Annotated in this window: 13 protein-coding genes; 9 read left to right on the top strand and 4 right to left on the bottom strand. The window is 68.9% G+C overall.

All coding sequences use genetic code 11. The features are described 5' to 3' along the window. Positions 1–171: 171 nt before the first annotated feature. Positions 172–579, bottom strand: a complete 408-nt coding sequence (locus AB0B89_RS11680; protein ID WP_358551240.1) for a DUF5318 family protein — start codon at positions 577–579, stop codon at positions 172–174. Positions 580–724: 145 nt separating this feature from the next. On the opposite strand from AB0B89_RS11680, the gene AB0B89_RS11675 reads away from it, so the two are divergent. Further along, positions 725–1,381 (top strand): PadR family transcriptional regulator, encoded by a 657-nt coding sequence (locus AB0B89_RS11675; RefSeq protein WP_358551238.1) that lies wholly within the window; start codon positions 725–727, stop codon positions 1,379–1,381. 13 nt (positions 1,382–1,394) lie between these two features. Beyond that, positions 1,395–2,474, top strand: coding sequence for an inositol-3-phosphate synthase (locus AB0B89_RS11670; protein ID WP_358551236.1), 1,080 nt, complete (start codon positions 1,395–1,397; stop codon positions 2,472–2,474). 136 nt (positions 2,475–2,610) lie between these two features. Here AB0B89_RS11670 and idi read toward each other — a convergent pair whose 3' ends face one another. Continuing rightward, the gene (idi, locus tag AB0B89_RS11665) at positions 2,611–3,201 is read right to left on the bottom strand and encodes an isopentenyl-diphosphate Delta-isomerase (RefSeq protein ID WP_358551234.1); all 591 of its coding nucleotides are present in this window, start codon (positions 3,199–3,201) and stop codon (positions 2,611–2,613) included. A 295-nt stretch (positions 3,202–3,496) separates the two neighbouring features. Between idi and AB0B89_RS11660 the strand changes: the two genes are divergently transcribed. Further along, positions 3,497–4,795 carry an MFS transporter gene (locus AB0B89_RS11660; protein WP_358551232.1) on the top strand — a complete coding sequence of 433 codons (1,299 nt, stop codon included), beginning with the start codon at positions 3,497–3,499 and terminating at the stop codon, positions 4,793–4,795. 22 nt (positions 4,796–4,817) lie between these two features. Here AB0B89_RS11660 and AB0B89_RS11655 read toward each other — a convergent pair whose 3' ends face one another. Together AB0B89_RS11655 and AB0B89_RS11650 are read right to left on the bottom strand one after the other, a co-directional pair. Next, a complete protein-coding gene (locus AB0B89_RS11655) occupies positions 4,818–6,089 on the bottom strand; it encodes an adenosylmethionine--8-amino-7-oxononanoate transaminase (RefSeq protein ID WP_358551230.1) in 1,272 nt (423 codons plus the stop codon). 120 nt (positions 6,090–6,209) lie between these two features. Beyond that, positions 6,210–7,634 (bottom strand): CCA tRNA nucleotidyltransferase, encoded by a 1,425-nt coding sequence (locus AB0B89_RS11650; protein WP_358551248.1) that lies wholly within the window; start codon positions 7,632–7,634, stop codon positions 6,210–6,212. Positions 7,635–7,793: 159 nt separating this feature from the next. Between AB0B89_RS11650 and AB0B89_RS11645 the strand changes: the two genes are divergently transcribed. The 6 genes from AB0B89_RS11645 to AB0B89_RS11620 all read left to right on the top strand — a co-directional run bounded on the left by AB0B89_RS11645 (position 7,794) and on the right by AB0B89_RS11620 (position 15,545). Then, a complete protein-coding gene (locus tag AB0B89_RS11645; protein ID WP_358551228.1) occupies positions 7,794–8,372 on the top strand; it encodes a YbaK/EbsC family protein in 579 nt (192 codons plus the stop codon). A 46-nt stretch (positions 8,373–8,418) separates the two neighbouring features. After that, positions 8,419–10,596, top strand: coding sequence for a DUF6049 family protein (locus AB0B89_RS11640; RefSeq protein WP_358551227.1), 2,178 nt, complete (start codon positions 8,419–8,421; stop codon positions 10,594–10,596). Further along, positions 10,593–12,215, top strand: a complete 1,623-nt coding sequence (gene murJ / locus AB0B89_RS11635) for a murein biosynthesis integral membrane protein MurJ (RefSeq protein WP_358551225.1) — start codon at positions 10,593–10,595, stop codon at positions 12,213–12,215. Before AB0B89_RS11640 ends, murJ begins: the two co-directional genes overlap by 4 nt. 181 nt (positions 12,216–12,396) lie before the next feature. Beyond that, positions 12,397–13,905 (top strand): protein kinase family protein, encoded by a 1,509-nt coding sequence (locus tag AB0B89_RS11630; RefSeq protein ID WP_358551223.1) that lies wholly within the window; start codon positions 12,397–12,399, stop codon positions 13,903–13,905. A 13-nt stretch (positions 13,906–13,918) separates the two neighbouring features. After that, positions 13,919–14,563, top strand: coding sequence for an RNA polymerase sigma factor SigM (sigM, locus tag AB0B89_RS11625; protein ID WP_358551221.1), 645 nt, complete (start codon positions 13,919–13,921; stop codon positions 14,561–14,563). Continuing rightward, positions 14,553–15,545, top strand: a complete 993-nt coding sequence (locus tag AB0B89_RS11620) for a zf-HC2 domain-containing protein (RefSeq protein WP_358551219.1) — start codon at positions 14,553–14,555, stop codon at positions 15,543–15,545. The genes sigM and AB0B89_RS11620 overlap by 11 nt, the downstream gene beginning before the upstream one ends. The last annotated feature ends 68 nt before the right edge of the window (positions 15,546–15,613 follow it).

The raw sequence follows: 15,613 nt of genomic DNA, 5'->3' as shown, positions 1-15,613 counted from the left end.
TGGTCCGCCGGGGCCCTCGACTGGGTCGGGGCGGCCGGTCGGCTCGGAGCCATAGCTGCTGTAACTCACGCGTCCTCGTTGGGTCATCTGGCGATCTGGAGGGTCTTCGACGTCTGTCAGCGTCAGGCGGAGAGGCGTGCCTCCTGAGCCGTGAAGCTCGACTTCGCTGGACTACGTCTCCGCGGTCTGTCCGTCTTTGCCGGAGTTGCCCGGTGGCCCGCCGTTGCCTAGGACGAAGGAAACCGTCAGGTGATTCCATGAACAACCTTGGCAGACCTCAACAACGTAGACCCGGAATTCCTCGTATTCGTGGGCCATCTGAACAAGGTCTGACGTGGCTTTTACACGACCCGCACCGCGGCCTAGCTGGTCGCCATAGACATATGTGACATGGGTCACGTTCCGGCATTCGCATATTGGGCAGACGCGCTCGGTGGGCTCACCGTGATACCTGGCGGCACGCAGAAGGTAGGGATGCGCATCGCACACGTCGCTCCTGGCCGCGCGACCGGAGCGGAGCGACTGTACGGTCGCCCGCTTCGCGAGGCCGTAGTCCACGACCCCTCGCTGTGACCACATGAGCGTCAGACTACGACTTTTTTGACTATTCCGCCCAACCGCTTGAGCTTTTGCCGATTGCACACTATGCCGACGCGACGTATCCTCTGGATGTATCGACTCGATACATCGGCAGAGCACATCGATGCGAGAGGGGGCGGTTCCAGTGGCGGTCAGCAGGGGCGGAGTCCTGGAACTGGCCGTGCTCGGCTCGCTTCACGAGACTCCCTTACACGGCTATGAGCTGCGGAAACGGCTCAATGCCCTGCTCGGCATGTTTCGTGCGTTCTCCTACGGCTCGCTCTATCCGTGCCTTCGGCAGCTTCTGGCCGACGGTCTCATCGCGGAGGAGGCGCCGGACGAGGGCGGTCCATGCACCCCCACGCAGACCCCCCGCGACACCTCTCTGCCACTCACCGGCCGGCGGTCGAAGATCGTCTACAAGCTGACGGCCGAGGGCAAGGAGCGCCTGCACGAGATGCTCACCCAGGCGGGGCCCTCCTCCTGGGAAGACGAGAGTTTCGGCGTCCACTTCGCCTTTTTCCGCCACACCGAGGCCGAGGTACGGCTGCGCATCCTTGAAGGTCGCAGAAGCCGCTTGGAAGAGCGACTCGACGGGGTTCGCACGGCTCTCGCCCGCACGCGTGAGCGGTTGGACAGTTACACCTTGGAATTACAGCGCCACGGTTTGGAATCAGTCGAGCGTGAAGTGCGCTGGCTGAACGAGCTGATCGATACCGAACGAGCGCAAGCCGTCCGGCCAAGAGCGGACAGGGCGGGGGCGCAGGACGCCGAGCCCGTTCCTGATAAGACGAATGAGTAAAGGAGCGAGTGCGATGGGTTCCGTGCGCGTAGCCATCGTCGGAGTCGGCAACTGTGCCGCGGCGCTGGTGCAGGGTGTGCAGTTCTACAAGGACGCCGACCCCGCCAGCCGGGTGCCGGGCCTGATGCACGTCCAGTTCGGCGACTACCACGTCGGTGACGTGGAGTTCGTCGCGGCGTTCGACGTCGACGCCAAGAAGGTCGGCCGCGACCTGTCCGAGGCGATCGTGGCCTCGGAGAACAACACGATCAAGATCTGCGACGTGCCGCCCACGGGCGTCACGGTGCAGCGTGGCCCGACCTACGACGGTCTCGGCGAGTACTACCGCGAGATGATCGAGGAGTCCGACGAGTCTCCGGCCGACGTTGTGGCGGTGCTCAAGGAGGCCAGGGTCGACGTCCTGGTGTCCTACCTTCCCGTGGGGTCCGAGGAGGCCGACCGCTTCTACGCCCAGTGCGCCATCGACGCGGGCGTGGCCTTCGTCAACGCGCTCCCGGTCTTCATCGCCTCCGACCCGGTCTGGGCGCAGAAGTTCACCGACGCCGGCGTCCCGATCGTCGGCGACGACATCAAGTCCCAGGTCGGCGCGACCATCACCCACCGCGTCATGGCCAAGCTCTTCGAGGACCGCGGCGTCGAGCTGCTGCGCACGTACCAGCTCAACTTCGGCGGCAACATGGACTTCATGAACATGCTGGAGCGCAAGCGCCTCCAGTCGAAGAAGATCTCCAAGACGCAGTCCGTCACGTCGCAGATCCCGCACGAGATGGCCAAGGCCGACGTCCACATCGGCCCGTCGGACCACGTGCCGTGGCTGGACGACCGTAAGTGGGCCTATGTCCGCCTTGAGGGCAGGTCCTTCGGCGACACCCCGCTGAACCTGGAGTACAAGCTGGAGGTCTGGGACTCCCCCAACTCCGCCGGCGTCATCATCGACGCGGTGCGCGCCGCGAAGATCGCCATGGACCGCGGCATCGGGGGGCCGATCCTGTCGGCTTCGTCCTACTTCATGAAGTCACCGCCGGAGCAGTACTCCGACGACGACGCCCGCGAGTGGGTCGAGAAGTTCATCCGCGGCGAGATCGAGCGCTGACCCACCCGGGGAGCGCCCGACGGCGGCCGTACGCGAACAGTGGCCCGCGCGGGGCCGCCGCCGGCACAGAGACGCCGGCACAGAGATGAGGAAGCGTCCGGAATCATCCGGGCGCTTCTTCGTGTATTGGGAGGTCCTATCGAGGGCTTCTGGCCGCTGGGGGCAGGTCGGCCGGGTCGGCGGCCTCCCAGGCGGCGGGGTCGGCGCCGAGAGCGAGGAGCAGTGGCACCTGCTCACCGCACCACGGAGAGATCGCGAGCAGCCCGCTCATGACGTCGTTGGTGAACTCCTTCCAGGGCATCCACCGGGTCTCCCCGACCTCGTCCGGATTGGGCCGCGGATCGCTGGAGACGATGGCCCGGTAGACCGGGCACATCTCGTGCTCCACCGTCCCGTCCTGCATCACCGCGCGGTAGGCGAACGTGGGGAGCATCAGTTCGAGGCTGTCGGCGGCGAGCCCGAGCTCGTAGGAGAGCCTGCGGACGACCGCCTCCACGGGAGGCTCACCCGGCAGAGGGTGCCCGCAGCAACTGTTCGTCCACACCCCCGGCCAGGTGCGCTTGTGGGACGCGCGCCGGGTCAGAAGGACCCTTCCCTCGCCGTCGAAGACATAGCAGGAGAACGCCAAGTGCAGGGGCGTGTCGGCGCCGTGCACAGCGGACTTGGGAGCGGTGCCGATGGCCTCGCCTTCGGCGTTCACGAGCACGACCTGTTCGTCATTGGTCACTCGATCGAGGGTACGTGATCATGTGTGCTCAGGTCATGCGCCCGGCCCTCCGTCAGGCCCGTTCGCTGGACAAGCGTCATCCCCGGATAAGGAAAGGTCCTCCCAGGTGGACCAAGCGTCTACCTCGGGCGAACCGGAATGGGACGCGACTGGATCAACGGCGTGGTAATCGACCAGACCCCGGTGAAAGCCGCTTTCCACCACGCTCGACCGAAGCGGTGGGCGTTCTCCCCTTGGGGCATATCGGGGATGTTCCCGATGTGGCCTTCGACACCGGGCCAGTAGGCTGACCCGCGTGTCCTACGTCTCCGACCTTCGTGCCGTCCTTCGAGGCCGGGACTTCAGACGTCTGTTCGCCACCCGCCTGGTCTCGCAGTTCTCCGACGGCGTGTTCCAGTTCGCCGTGGCGGGCTACGCCTTCTTCATGCCTGAGAAGCAGACCAGCGCGGCCGAAGCGGCCGTCGCGTTCGCCGTCCTCCTGCTTCCCTACTCGATCCTCGGCCCGTTCGCCGGGGTGTTCATCGACCGCTGGTCGCGCCGCCAGATCCTGGTGATCGCGCCGGTGGTCCGCGGGGTCCTGCTGATCCTGGCCGCCCTGCTGGTCGCGCTGAACGCCCCCGACTGGTGCTTCTACGGCGCCGCACTCGCGGTGCTCGGGGTCAACCGCTTCTTCCTTTCTGCTCTCAGCGCCGCGCTTCCCCACGTGGTCGAGGGCGAGCGCCTGATGCTGGCCAACGCCGTCACCCCGACCTCGGGCACGATCGTCACGTTCATCGGGGCCGGGATCGGGTTCCTGCTCCGCCTCCTGTTCGGCGCCGAGCACAGCGGTACGGCCATGCTGCTGGTCGTCTCGGGCGTGGTCTTCGGTCTGAGCTCGCTGATCGCCTCCACGATGCGGAGGGCCCTGCTCGGGCCCTCGTACGACCCGAACCGGCCGCAGGCCCGCGAGGCCGTACGCAACGTGGTCACCGGCATGATCGACGGTGCCCGTCACATCGTGCGCCTGAGGGCCCCTGCCGCGGCACTGGCCAGCATGGGCGCCCACCGGTTCCTGTACGGCATGTTCATCGTCATGACCGTGATGCTCTACCGGTTCTACTTCACCACGGACGTCGAGGCGGGCCTGAGCCACATCACAGGGGTGCTCGCCACCTCGGGCCTCGGCTTCTTCGTGGCCGCGCTGATCACCCCGTGGGCCACCGAGCGCTTCCGTCCCGAGACGTGGATCCCGATCATGCTCGCCACGGGCGGGGTGCTTGAGCTGCTGCTCTGCCTGCCGTTCCAGCAGGTGGGGTTCCTCGCGGGGGGCTTCGTCCTGGGCGTCACCGGGCAGAGCGTGAAGATCTGCACCGACACGATCGTGCAGCGCGACGTCGAGGACGCCTATCTGGGCCGGGTGTTCTCGATCTACGACATGCTCTTCAACGGCATGCTCGTGCTGGCGGCCTCCGTGGTGGCGCTGATCCTCCCGGCCAACGGCAAGTCCTACCTCGTGCTGGTGATCGCCTCGGTGGGATACGTCCTCAGCGCCCTCGGCTACCGCCTGATCGCCGGAAAGGCCACCCCCCTCTCCCCCCAAAGGGTCACCCAGTAACCGCGCGACCCCGCGGCATCACTTAGGCCGGCAATGTGGCCGCGGCCGCCGTCATCGCGGTGGTGACGCGTGCCAGATCGTCGGGATCGATCGTGTAGGGCGGCATCGTGTAGACGAGGTGCCCGAAGGGCCGCAGCCAGACGCCGTGCTCCATCACGATGTCCTGGACCTTCGAGGTGTCCACGGGGTGCACCGTCTCGATCACGCCGATCGCCCCGAGCACTCTGACATCCCTCACTCCGGGAGCGCCGGCCGCGCCGGCCAGCCCCTCGACCAGGCCGGCCTCGATGCGCTTGACCTCGTCTCGCCAGGGGCGCTCATGCAGCAGGGCCAGTGAGGCGTCGGCGACGGCCGCCGCCAGGGGATTGCCCATGAACGTCGGCCCGTGCATCAGCACGCCGACCCGCTCGGCCACCTCCAGGGTGCAGAGCGTGGCCGCCAGGGTCAGATAGCCGCCGGTCAGCGCCTTGCCGACGCACATGATGTCGGGCCTGACGCCCGCGTGGTCACAGCCGAACATCTCGCCCGTGCGGCCGAAGCCCGTCGCGATCTCGTCGGCGATGAGCAGGACGCCGTGCTCGTCGGCCAGCTCACGCAGCCTCCGGAGATAGGCCGGGTGATAGAAGCGCATGCCGCCCGCTCCCTGCACCACGGGCTCCACGATGATCGCCGCCAGCTCACCGGCATGTTGTGCCACCAGGTCCGCCAGATGGCCGAGATAGGCCTCGTCGACCTCATGATCCTCGGAGCCTCCCGGACGCCGGCCGTAGCCGCCCGGTGGCCTGTCCGCGAAGACGTGCTGGGGAAGGACGCCGCTGAACAGGTGGTGCATGCCGTTGACCGGGTCGCACACCGACATGGCGCCGAACGTGTCGCCGTGGTAGCCGCCCCTGACGGTGAGCAGGCGGCTCCTGCCCGTGCACTGGATCGCCGCCTTGATGGCCACCTCGACGGCCACCGACCCGGAGTCGGCGAGGAACACCTTCGGAAGGCCCGTCATCTCCGCCAGCCGCCGCCCCAGCCGCACGGCGGGCTCGTGGGTGAGGCCGCCGAACATCACATGGGCCATGTCGTCGAGCTGCTCGCGGGCGGCGGCATTGAGACGCGGATGGTTGTAGCCGTGGATCGCCGCCCACCAGGACGACATGCCGTCGACCAGCTCACGGCCGTCCGCGAGGGTCAGCCGCACACCCTCGGCCCTCACGACGGGGTGTGCGGGGACGGCGGGAAAGGCCTGGGCATAGGGGTGCCACAGGTGTCTGCGGTCGAGATCGGTCAGCGTTCGGGCGTCCACTCGGTCACCCTAACCCCGGCCGCGTACCCCGCCACGAGGACCGGCCCGGCCTGTGGACGACCCCGCGAAACAGCCGTCCACCTGTGGACGACCCGGCCGGCCCATGAACGGGCGAAGGGCTCAGCCGGGGACGACGCCCTGGCCGCGCGCCCACTCCACCAGTGCCGCCGTGGCGGCCTCCTTGCCGACGACGCCCTCGTCGAGGCGCATCTCAAGCAGGAACTTGTAGGCCTTGCCGACCACGGGCCCGGGACCGACACCGAGGATCTTCTGGATCTCGTTGCCGTCGAGCTCGGGCCGCATCTTCGCCAGCTCCTCCTCGTCGGCGAGGCGGGCGATGCGCTCCTCCAGGTCGTCATAGGTGCGTGACAGCTCCTGGGCCTTGCGCTTGTTGCGGGTCGTGCAGTCGGCCCTGGTCAGCTTGTGCAGCCGCTCGACGAGGTGCCCGGCGTCGCGTACGTAGCGGCGCACGGCCGAGTCGGTCCACTCGCCGGTGCCGTAGCCGTGGAAACGCAGGTGCAGCTCGACCAGGCGCGAGACGTCGGCCACGACGTCCTTGGGGAACCGCAGCTCGGCGAGGCGCTTCTTGGTCATCTGGGCGCCGACCACCTCGTGGTGGTGGAAGGAGACCCGGCCTGCCTCCTCGAACCGCCGGGTCTTGGGCTTGCCGATGTCGTGCAGCAGCGCCGCCCAGCGGAGCACGCGGTCGGCGCCGGCCGCCTCCAGCGCGATCGCCTGCTCCAGCACGATGAGCGTGTGCTCGTAGACGTCCTTGTGCCGGTGGTGCTCGTCGATCTCCAGGCGCAGCTTGGGCAGTTCGGGCAGCACATGGGCGGCGAGGCCGGTGTCCACCAGCAGGCCCAGGCCTTCCCTCGGGTGCTCGCCGCAGATCAGCTTGTCGAGCTCGTCACGGATGCGCTCGGCGGAGACGATCTCGATGCGGTCGGCCATCGAGGTCATGGCGGCGACGACCGGCGGATCGACGGCGAAGCCGAGCTGGGAGGCGAAGCGCGCCGCCCGCAGCATCCTCAGCGGGTCGTCGTCGAAGGAGGCCTCGGGGGTGCCCGGGGTGCGCAGGACCTTCGCGGCGAGGTCGGACAGCCCGCCGTAGGGGTCGACGAACTCGTGCCCCGGCAGCCGCACCGCCATCGCGTTGATCGCGAAGTCGCGTCGTTCGAGGTCGGCTTCGAGGGTCTCGCCGTAGACCACCTCGGGCTTGCGGGACTTCGGATCGTACGACTCGCTGCGGTAGGTGGTGATCTCCAGGACCCAGCTGCCCTTGCGGACGCCCACCGTGCCGAAGTCGATGCCGATGGTCCAGATGGAGTCGGCCCATCCCTTGACCATCTCCAGCACCCGCTCGGGGCGGGCGTCGGTGGTCAGGTCGAGGTCGTTCCCGATGCGCCCGAGAAAGACGTCGCGGACCGACCCGCCGACGACGGCGAGCTCGTGCCCATGCGTGGCGAACAGCTCGCCGAGCTCATCGGCGACTGGGGCAATCCGCCGGAATAGGTCGATCACGGCCCTCTGCTGACTAACGCTCAGATTTGAGACGGACAAGCTGGGTAGGTCCTTCGGTTACGGAAGAGAATCTCCGCGCTAGCCCTGGTGTAACCCGCCCGGGAACACGCCCCATGCGATCACCAGGTTACGGTCAGTCGCAGATCTGTCGGGGGCACCCGGACAAGACAAGGAGCACGAGAGATGAAAGACGCCCTCGCGATCCACCGCCGGCTCCTGTCCCACCAGATCCACCATGAGATCGTACGGCTTCCGCGCGCCTTGACGTGCGCCGACGACCTCCCCGAAATTCTCGGCGTCGAGCCTGGTTCGTGCATCCGGGTCACGGTGTTCGAGGTGACGACGCGCAGCTCACGCGAGCCCGTGGCCGTGGTCACGACGGTCGCCTCACCCCCTCGGCCCGGCGCCGTCGGCGCGCTGCTCGGCGCGCGGCGGGTGCGGCCGGCGCCCGCTTTCCTGGTCAACTCCGCCACCGACTACGCCGCCACATCGGTGTCACCCCTCCTGCTCCCGGATGAACTCACCGTACTGATCGACGAGCGCCTGGCGGACTCGCATGACCCCGACGACCTGGTGTACACCCCCACCGGGGAGCGCCGTACGGCCCTGCGGCTGAGGGCCCTTGACCTGCTCACACTCACCCCGGGGAAGTACGTGGACCTCCAGGCGGCGCGGCACAGGACCGTGCGGATGCCCGGCTCCCGGGAAGTACGGCCCGTGATGGGCCTCCCCCGCTGCGAATCGCCGCCCGCTCTGCTTTAGGCCATACCATTCTGGGCGTGCGCCGAACTCCACCCCTGGCCGGCACGTGACCCGCGGAGCCGCCCTGATCTCCGTTCTGACCGCCGCGTTCCTCATCGCCCCGGCGGCCATCGCCAGTGCCGCCATCGCCCCGGGGGCCGTCACGGGCCCCGTGGGCACGACCTCCACTAGTACCGCGGAGACGAGGGGGATCACGAGCGCGCCGGCTTCCAGCCGTCAGGACGCCCAGATAGTGGTGGACTCCATAACACCGCAGGCGCCCCGCGAGCCGGCCACACCCATCTCGATCTCGGGTTCGGTCACCAACACCGGCGCGACCGCTTTCGCGGGGGTCTCGGTCCGGCTGCGCTTCTCGCGACAGCCGTTCGCCAACCGCACCGAGATGCAGGCGTTCGCCGACGGCGGCCAGATCCTCGACTCCTCGCGGAGCACGGTCTACGTGAGCCAGCTCCCCGCCTCGGGCAAGCTCCCCTGGGAGTTCAACGTCACCCCGGCCTCGCTGGGGATGGTCCGGTTCGGGGTCTACCCCCTGACGATCGAGCTCGTGGACGGCGTGGGCCGGCCGCTGGCCTCCCAGCGCACGTTCCTTCCGTACGCACCGAAGGACCAGCCGATCACCCGCACCAAGATCGCCTGGGCGCTTCCCATCGTCGACCAGCCGCATCGCGGCGACGACGCCACCTTCGTCGACGACGGCCTGCGGCAGGCGGTCGCCGACGACGGGCGCCTGGGCAAGGTCCTGAAGATCGCTGAGACGCCGTCCAAGGGCGTGAGCTGGTTCGTCGATCCGGCCCTCCTCGACGACGCGCAGGCCATGTCCAAGGACTACAGCCTCAAGACGGGCACGGCCACGACGAGGAAGACCGCCGACCAGGGTGTCGCGCAGTGGCTGCAGAGGCTGCGCGCCTCGCTCGCCAAGGTTCCCGTCATCGCCACCCCGTACGCCGACCCCGACGTCGCCGCCGTGAGCCACCAGGGGCTCGACACCGCCACGGGCATCGCGATCGACAAGGGCGCCTCCGTCGCGAGCGACCTGCTCGGCAAGGAGGTGGGCACCGCCACCAACTGGCCGGTCGGCGGCGTGATCGACCACGACGCCCTCGACGTGCTGGCCGTAGGCGACGTCCGCACGGTGCTGCTCTCCTCCACGGCCCTTCCCGCAAGCCCTCCGCCGGCCTACACGCCCGACGCCGCCACCTCGCTCGCGACCGTCCAGGGCAGTGTCAACGTGCTGCTCGCCGATCCCGTGCTCAGCCAGCTCCTCACGACGACCGGCACGACCGCTCCCGGCACCACCACCCTCATCAGCCAGCGGTTCCTCGCCGAGACCGCGATGATCAGCGCCGAACGGCCGGAGGAGGCGCGTTCGGTCATCGCCGCGCCGCCCCGCCGCTGGAATCCCGACCCGGCCTTCGTCACCACCGTGCTGAAGACTGCGGCCTCCGCGCCGTGGCTCAAGCCGGTCTCCCTGAGCTCCGTCAAGCCGCCGAAGGACGGCGTGCCCCGCACCGACCTGGTGTACACCGACAAGGACGAGCAGGCCGAGCTCGCCAAGTCCTACATCAGCGACGTCAAGAAGCTCAGCAACCGCGCGGAGCTCACCGCCACCGTCACCAAGGACCACCGCAGGGTCTTCGACACCGCCCTGCTGAGGCTCACCTCGACGGCCTGGCGTGGCCGCACGGGCAGCGCGAACCCGCTGCTCAAGCAGATCGACTCGGCCGTCAGCGAGCGCACCGACGCGATCTCCGTCTCCACGGGAGAGCAGCGCACGCTCGCGGGGAAGAACGGCATCGTCCCGATCAGCATCCGCAACGACCTCCAGGACGAGGAGGTCACGGTCGGCGTGAAGATCACGTCCGGCAACCGCAAGCTCCTCACGATCGGCACGTACGAGTCTCCGGTCACCATCAGCCCGGGCAAGACCAGGTCGCTGGACATCCCGATGATGGGCAACGGCGACGGCCAGACGACGGTCAAGGTGCAGCTCACCAGCGAGAGCGGCGTGCGCTACGGCCTTCCGGTCGAGGTGACCGTTCGCATGACCGGTTACACCGCGATCGTCCTGGTGATCGTGGGGGCCGCCCTCACCGTGGTGCTCGCCGCCGTGATGCTGCGCGTCCTGCGCCGCCACGCCCGGCGCTCCGCGAAGGGCCGCAGGCCGGGGCGGACCGGCCCGCGAGCCGTACCGGAACCCGCACAACATCGAGAGGGGCCTTCATGAGCCGGATGTTGCGCGCCAGCGCGGTCATGGCCGCGGGCACCATGGTGTCCCGCCTGACCGGCTTCGTACGTACGGCCGTGCTCGCGTCGGCCATCGGCGTCGCGGCCCTGGGCGACGCCTACAACGTCGCCTACACGATCCCGTTCATCCTGTTCGACCTCCTCATCGGAGGTGTGCTCAGCAGTGTGATCGTCCCGATGATCGTCAAGGCGCAGAAGCACGACGCCGACGGCGGCCGGGCCTACGAGCAGCGGCTGATGACCGTGGCCACGATGGCGCTGCTGGCCATCGCCGTGCTCGGGGTGCTGTGCGCCCCGCTGCTCATCGCGCTCCTCACCACCGACCTGGATCCCCGCAGCGCCCAGGTCGCCACCACGCTGGCGCGCTTCATCCTTCCCCAGATCGCGTTCTTCGGCATCGGCGCGATCGCCGGCGCCATCTTGAACACCCGCGACCGGTTCGCGGCGCCGATGTGGGCGCCCGTGCTCAACAACCTCGTGGTCATCGCGGTCGGCCTCTTCTACCACTTCGTCAGCCACGCGGGCGGCGACATCGAGGCGGTCACATCGTCCGACCTGGCCCTTCTCGGCATCGGCACCACGGCCGGCATCGTGATCCAGTCGATCGTCCTCATCGTCGCCGTACACCGTGTGGGGTTCCGGTTCGTGCCCCGGTTCGACCTGCGCAACGCGCGGCTCGGCGAGATGGGCAGGGCGGGCGTGTGGACGCTCGCCTTCGTCGGGTTCAACCAGGTCGGCTACATCGTCACCACCAACCTGGCCACGGGTGCCACCGCCAAGGCGCTCGAGCAGAAGGCCGGCCATGTCGCCGGCATCGCGTCGTACAGCTACGCCTTCCAGCTGTTCCAGCTCCCCTACGGCATCATCGCCGTCTCGGTGATCACCGCGATGCTCCCGAGGATGAGCCGGTACGTACACGAGGGTGAGCTGGGCGCCATCCGTGAGGAGTTCGCCTCCGGCGTGCGGCTGGTCTGCTCGGTGATCGTGCCGTCGGGGCTGCTGCTCATGGTGCTGGGCCCTGCGGTGACCGTGCTGATCTTCGCCCACGGCAGCACCTCGGTGGACGACGCTCTGAACATGGGAAACGTGCTCCAGGTGTTCGGGCTCGCGCTGGTCCCCTTCTCGATCTACCAGCTCCTGCTGCGGGTCTTCTACAGCTTCGGCGACACCCGCACGCCCGCGCTGATCGCGGGGGGCAACGTCGCGGTGAACGCCCTGCTGAGCTTCATCCTGTACCTCACGCTGCCCCCCCACCTCATCGTCATGGGGCTCGCCCTGGCCTTCACCGCCGCGTACGTGGTCGGCGGGGCGGTCGCCTGGACCCTCGCCAGCCGCAAGGTGGGCGGCGGGCTCGGTGGCAGGGTCGTCGCCTCCGGCCTGTCGCGCATGTACGTCGCCGCCATCCCCGCCGCGGTCATCGCCCTCGCCGCACTGTGGGCGACCAAGCAACTGGCCGGGGTGTCGCCGCTCAGCTCCACGATCATGCTGGTGGCGGGCGGCGGGCTCGGCGGGCTGATGTACCTGGTCGCGTCCCACCGGCTGCGAATCGCCGAAATCAGCTCGATCATTGGACTTGTGGCGGGACGGGTAGGCCGCTAGTCATAGGTAACCCGGAAGTCCGGTTCGCCCGTGATCCAAGGGCAACACGGGCGGCACCCGCTCCGGACTACCATGGTGCCCTGTGCACGGTGGAGATCGGGCACCACCGGCTGACAAGGAGCAGGAGGGGCGTGGCGGTTTTCGCACGGACATCGCCCACGACCAGGGAGAGGATCGCCACATGAGCGCCCCGGCCGTGGAACCCGGTGGCCGCCTGGCCGACCGGTTCCGCCTGGAAGACCGCGTCAGCGAGTCCGGTGGCGCCACCTTGTGGAAGGCCATCGACGAGGTGCTCGCGCGGCCCGTCTGCGTTCTCACGCTCTCCCCCGACTTCGAGCGGGTGGCCGAGGTCGTCACCGCCGCCCGCGGGGCGAGCCGCCTGACCGACCCCCGCCTGACCCAGGTCTTCGACGCCGCCGAGGAGGACGGGCAGGCCTACGTCGTGAGCGAATGGGTCACCGGCGAGACCCTGACCGACATGGTCTCCTCGGGGCCGATGGCGCCCGAGCGCGCGGCCGCGCTCGTCGCGGAGGCCGCCGAGGCCGTCGCCCACGCTCACGAGGCTGGGCTGGCCCATCTCTGCCTGACCCCCGACCGCCTCATCTGGACCGCCGGCAGCACCGTCAAGCTTCTCGGCCTGGCCGTGGACGCCTCTCTCTGCGACATCGAGAGCGAGGACCCCGCCCGTGAGGACGCCCAGGGCCTCGGCCGCCTGCTCTACACCGCGCTGACCGGTCACTGGCCGGGTGACGGCGAGGTCGACCTCCCGCCGGCCCCGCTCGACGACGGCAAGGTCTGCACTCCCCGCCAGGTCACGGCGGGTGTTCCCGGTTTTCTCGACGCCATCACCTGCCGGGCCCTGCTGCAGGAGCCCCGGCGCGGGCTGCCCGCGCTCGCGACCCCCGCCGCCGTGGCGGAGGCCCTCGCCGAGGTACCGAGGCCCGCCCCCGTTCCGGTGTCGGTGTCGGCGATGCCGCCCGCGCTCAGCCTCCGGTCCGAGGCGCCCGAGGACATCGAGCACACCAGGCCGCCCCGGCAGCAGGTGCCCCATCGCCCTCCGTCTCAGGCCGCCCAGCGACCCTCGGGCGGCATGGCGAACCGGGCGATGATCACCGTGGTGGTCCTCCTGGTCATCGCCGCGGTCGGCATCGGCGCCTGGACTCTGGGCCAGAGCCTCGGCAAGCGGCCGCCGTCGCCCGAGGCGTCCTCCTCGGCGTCGCAGGCGCCCGCCCCGAAGATCATCACGGTGAAGCCGTCGAGGGCCGACGGTTTCGACCCGCTCGGCAGCGACCGTACCGAGCACCCTGAGATCGCCCGCCTGGCCATCGACGGCAAGCCTTCGACCGAGTGGCACACCGACAAGTACGAGAGCGCCGAACTCGGCGGTCTCAAAAAGGGCGTCGGCCTCATTGTGGAGCTGGGCAAGCAGACCACGATCTCCGACGTGGTCGTCTCGCTGGGTGATACGCCCGGGTCCACGGTCGAGCTCAGGGTCGGCGACAGCCCCGACCTGAGCTCATTGAAAACCGCCGCCAAGCAGGAGAATGTCTCAGGAACAGTGACCCTCACCCCGGAAAAGGCCACGAGCGCTCAGTACGTTTTGATCTGGTTTACGCGCCTTCCGGCCTTTGAGGGGAAGTTTCGTGGCACCATCTATGACGTAGTCGTGCACTCTCCCGGATCGGCCTAACAGGACACGCGTTGTGAACCCTCCTCCCGATAGCCCGCCGGCGGCTCAGCACGCCGCACGGTCAGCGTTGTCCGACGCCGACCTGCTGACGAGCCATATCGGCGGTGATCCACACGCCTTCAGCGAGATCGTCCGCCGCCATCGCGATCGCATGTGGGCCGTGGCGCTGCGTACGCTCGGTGACCCTGACGAGGCGGCTGACGCCGTTCAGGACGCCTTCGTCTCCGCCTACCGCAAAGCAGACAGCTTTCGCGGCGAAGCGGCGGTGACCACCTGGCTCCACCGCATCGTCGTGAACGCCTGCCTCGACCGCATGCGCCGCAAGTCCATCCGCCCGGTAGCCGACGACGAGCTCGTCGAGGCCGCCGAGCGGGACACCCCGATACCCGACCAGACAGGTGAGCGAGACGTCTCCATGGAGGTCTCGGCCGCGCTCAAGCTCCTTCCCGCCGACCAGCGAGCAGCCTTGGTGCTGGTCGACATGATGGGCTACTCGGTGGAGGACGCCGCGCAGGTGCTTGAGGTGCCCACGGGCACGATCAAGAGCCGGTGCGCGCGTGGCCGGGCGAAACTCGCCCCGATTCTTTCGCATCTGCGGAACCGATCAGACCTGTCTCGCGTCTCATCCGCGAAGGGAGCAGAACTTCGTGACGGGTGATACGCACTACGACTTGGAGATCCTCGCCGAGCTGGCAGAGGGGCTCCTGGACGACGCTACGGCCGTGCGGGTCCGCGAGCATCTCGCGGTATGCGATCCCTGTGGGGAGAGCCTCGCCGACCTGGCGGCGGTACGCGAGATGCTCGCGGCGATGCCGGTTCCCGCGATGCCCATGGGCGTCGCGCTCCGCATCGACAAGGCCCTGGGCGCAGAGGCGGAGACCAGGCGGGCCGGTGGCGGGCTCAGGCTCGACGAGGCACCCGACTGGGACCGCATCATGGCCGACTCCCCATGGGAGACCGCGCCCTCGGCGCCACGGCCGGCGCCGACACCGATCGTTCCAGTGGTGCCGGCGGCACGACCAGCGCCATCGCTGCCGGAGCCCGCGATCGTGGGGCTGGGTGTCGTGGCCGACGACGGCTCGATCGTCCCGGCCAGGCGCAGGAAGGCGTCGCGGCGCCGTTCGTGGGCGATGCCCGCGGCGGCGAGCGTGGCGGCCGCCGCCGTGATCGGGATCGCCGGAGTGTCGGCGACCATGCTTTCGGCCTCGGGCGACGAGGTGCGGCCCGGTCAAAACCTGGCCCTGCCAAGCGTGTCCTCCAGCCCAGGGGCGACGGATGGTGGACCGACGACCGCGAGCCGCCGCTACGTGATCGGCAGTAGTGGCTTCAACTACTCCAGCGACGTGCTCAACGGCCCTCTGGCGACCTACGTCGGCGCCACGGGTCCTGGGTCGGGAGGCGACGCCTCCGTGGACCCCGCGGTCGCGCGATGCGTGACCAAGATCTCCGAGAGGGTCGGGAAGCGGCTCAACTCAGAGACCGCCGCCAAGCCGATCGGTGTCGACCAGGCCCTCTACCAGGGCAACGAGGCCACGGTGATGGCCTTCTGGAAGGACCGTCTCCGCAACGCCGTCTGGGTGTACGTCGTGGACGGAAACTGCGAGAACATGAGGCGGCCTGCCGTGGGCCGCTGGCAGTAGGGCCCTCCTGACCTGGGCATACAGCCCTTTCCATTCATCTCGTCGAAGTCCCCCGCAGGTGATCCCGG

This window comes from Sphaerisporangium sp. NPDC049002 (assembly GCF_040649355.1).
Classification (GTDB): Bacteria; Actinomycetota; Actinomycetes; order Streptosporangiales; family Streptosporangiaceae; genus Sphaerisporangium.
Note: the sequence above shows the minus strand (reverse complement) of the source record. Positions and strands in the feature narration are given on the sequence as shown.

Coding starts and splice junctions, on each gene's coding strand:
- AB0B89_RS11680 (WP_358551240.1), bottom strand. CDS start 579: ATGTGGTCACAGCGAGGGGTCGTGGACTACGGCCTCGCGAAGCGGGCG.
- AB0B89_RS11670 (WP_358551236.1), top strand. CDS start 1,395: ATGGGTTCCGTGCGCGTAGCCATCGTCGGAGTCGGCAACTGTGCCGCG.
- AB0B89_RS11645 (WP_358551228.1), top strand. CDS start 7,794: ATGAAAGACGCCCTCGCGATCCACCGCCGGCTCCTGTCCCACCAGATC.
- murJ (WP_358551225.1), top strand. CDS start 10,593: ATGAGCCGGATGTTGCGCGCCAGCGCGGTCATGGCCGCGGGCACCATG.
- AB0B89_RS11630 (WP_358551223.1), top strand. CDS start 12,397: ATGAGCGCCCCGGCCGTGGAACCCGGTGGCCGCCTGGCCGACCGGTTC.